We start from the raw sequence: 1814 nt of genomic DNA on the forward strand, positions 1-1814 counted from the left end.
GGCGAACCAACGCGAGCGCGCGCGCCGCAGCTGCACGCGCACGCGCAGCGGCGGCATCGCCGGCAGCGGGCCCCGCGCGCCCGCGTCGAGGCGCATGCCGCGCACCCAGCTCGCCGTCGCGTCGAGCGCGAGCCCCGGCAGCGACGCCCACGGCAGCTCCCACTGCACGCGCCCCTCCGCGCCGGCAAGCCGCGCCTCGGCCTGCGCCGCGCGGTACACGGGGTAGCGCCGCAGCCGCGGGTCGCGCTCCGGCAGCCCCGTCGCCGCGTCCACGAGCGGCGCCTGGTACACGAAGTCGGCGAGGCGCGACACGAACGCCGCCGCCTCGACGGAGAGCCCCGGCCGCTCGACGCGCGCGAAGAGGTCCACGCCCCGCCCGCGCTCCGGGCGCAGCGCCGGGTTCCCGATCTCGTACGCGTAGGTCGCGAGGTGCGGGCCCGCCGAGTACAGCTCCTCGACCGCCGGCGGGCGGAAGCCGCGCGCGGCGCTGACGCCCACCCGGGCGCCGGCGCGCACGTCGACCCCGACGGCGACCCCCGCCGACAGCGCGGCGAAGTCGCGCGTCCGCACCTCGGGGAGCAGCCGGCTCGGCGTCGAGTCGAGCGGCGCGACGCGCAGGCGGTCCACGCGCGCACCGGCCGAGACGGCGACGCGGCCGAGGCGCACCTCCTCGTAGCCGTACAGCGCCCCCGCGTGCACCTCCGCGGGGCGCGTGCCGGTGTAGCTCCCCGACGCGCGGAAGTCGCGCCACTGCGCCCACGCCCCGACCGCGCCGCCCCCCGTCGCGCCGGCGGGGAGCCCCGCGCGGTGCCGGTAGCGCACGACCACGTCGCCCGTGGCCGCGAGCTGCCCGAAGCGCGTGCCGACGAAGCCGCCGCGCTCGCGCTCGTCCTGCTCGAAGCGCACGCCCTGCACCGCCACGTCCACGCTCTCGACCGCCGACGAGTCGCGGCGCCACGACGCCTCGGCGCGCGCGGTGCTGCGCCGGAGCACGACGTACACGCCGCCCACGTGCGAGCCGGGGAGCGTGAGCCCGCCGAAGCTGCTCGGCACCCCGTACGCGCTCCGGACGTCGCGCACCGCGCCCCCCGCGAACCCCGCGCGCCCCGCCCACGACACGCCGAGCCCCGCGTCGTGCGCGTCGACGTCGGTGAACGGGAGCGCGCCGGCCGGCGTGCGCGTGTCGCCGGCCACGCGCCGGCTGCCGGTCGCCCGCACCGCGGGCGCGCCGAGCGGCGCGTCGAGCACGCCGCCGACGGAGCCGCCGGCGGTCGCCGACTCCCCCTGCGCGCCGACGAACCCGCCCACGCGCTGCGGGCGCGCGCGCGGCACGTCCTCGCGCACGACGTTCACCAGCCCGCCGAGCACGTTCCCGCCGTACAGCAGCCCGGCGGGGCCGCGCACGACCTCGACGCGCCGCGCCGTCAGCGGGTCGATCGTCACCGCGTGGTCGGGCGCGGTGGTGGCCACGTCGCCGGTGCGCTGCCCGTCCTCGAGCACCAGCACGCGGTCGCCCGTCAGCCCGCGCACCACCGGCTGCGCGGCCATCGGGCCGTTGGTGCGCATCGTCACCCCCGGCTCGCCGGCGATCGTCGCCGCGACGCTCGCGGCCAGCTGCCGGTCGAGCGCCGCGCCGTCGAGCACCGTCCCCGGCGCCACCGCGTCGCCGAGCCGCCGCTCGCGCCCCGGGGCGCGCACGGTGACCGACGGGAGCGCGAGCGCGGTCGCCTGCAGCCGCACGTCGTCGGCGACGCCGGCGTCGAGCAGCACGGTCGCGGGCGCGTAGCCGATGCGGCGCGCGGCGACGCGGTGGC

The 1814-nt window shown here is 80.5% G+C and carries 1 protein-coding gene; it reads right to left on the reverse strand.

Annotated elements, in window-relative coordinates:
- Positions 1-1814 (reverse strand): TonB-dependent receptor (locus tag PYV61_RS24975; protein ID WP_275836594.1); only part of this gene is annotated, 1814 nt, incomplete at both ends.

The sequence above is a fragment of the Roseisolibacter sp. H3M3-2 genome, from assembly GCF_029211165.1.
Taxonomy (GTDB): Bacteria; Gemmatimonadota; Gemmatimonadetes; order Gemmatimonadales; family Gemmatimonadaceae; genus Roseisolibacter.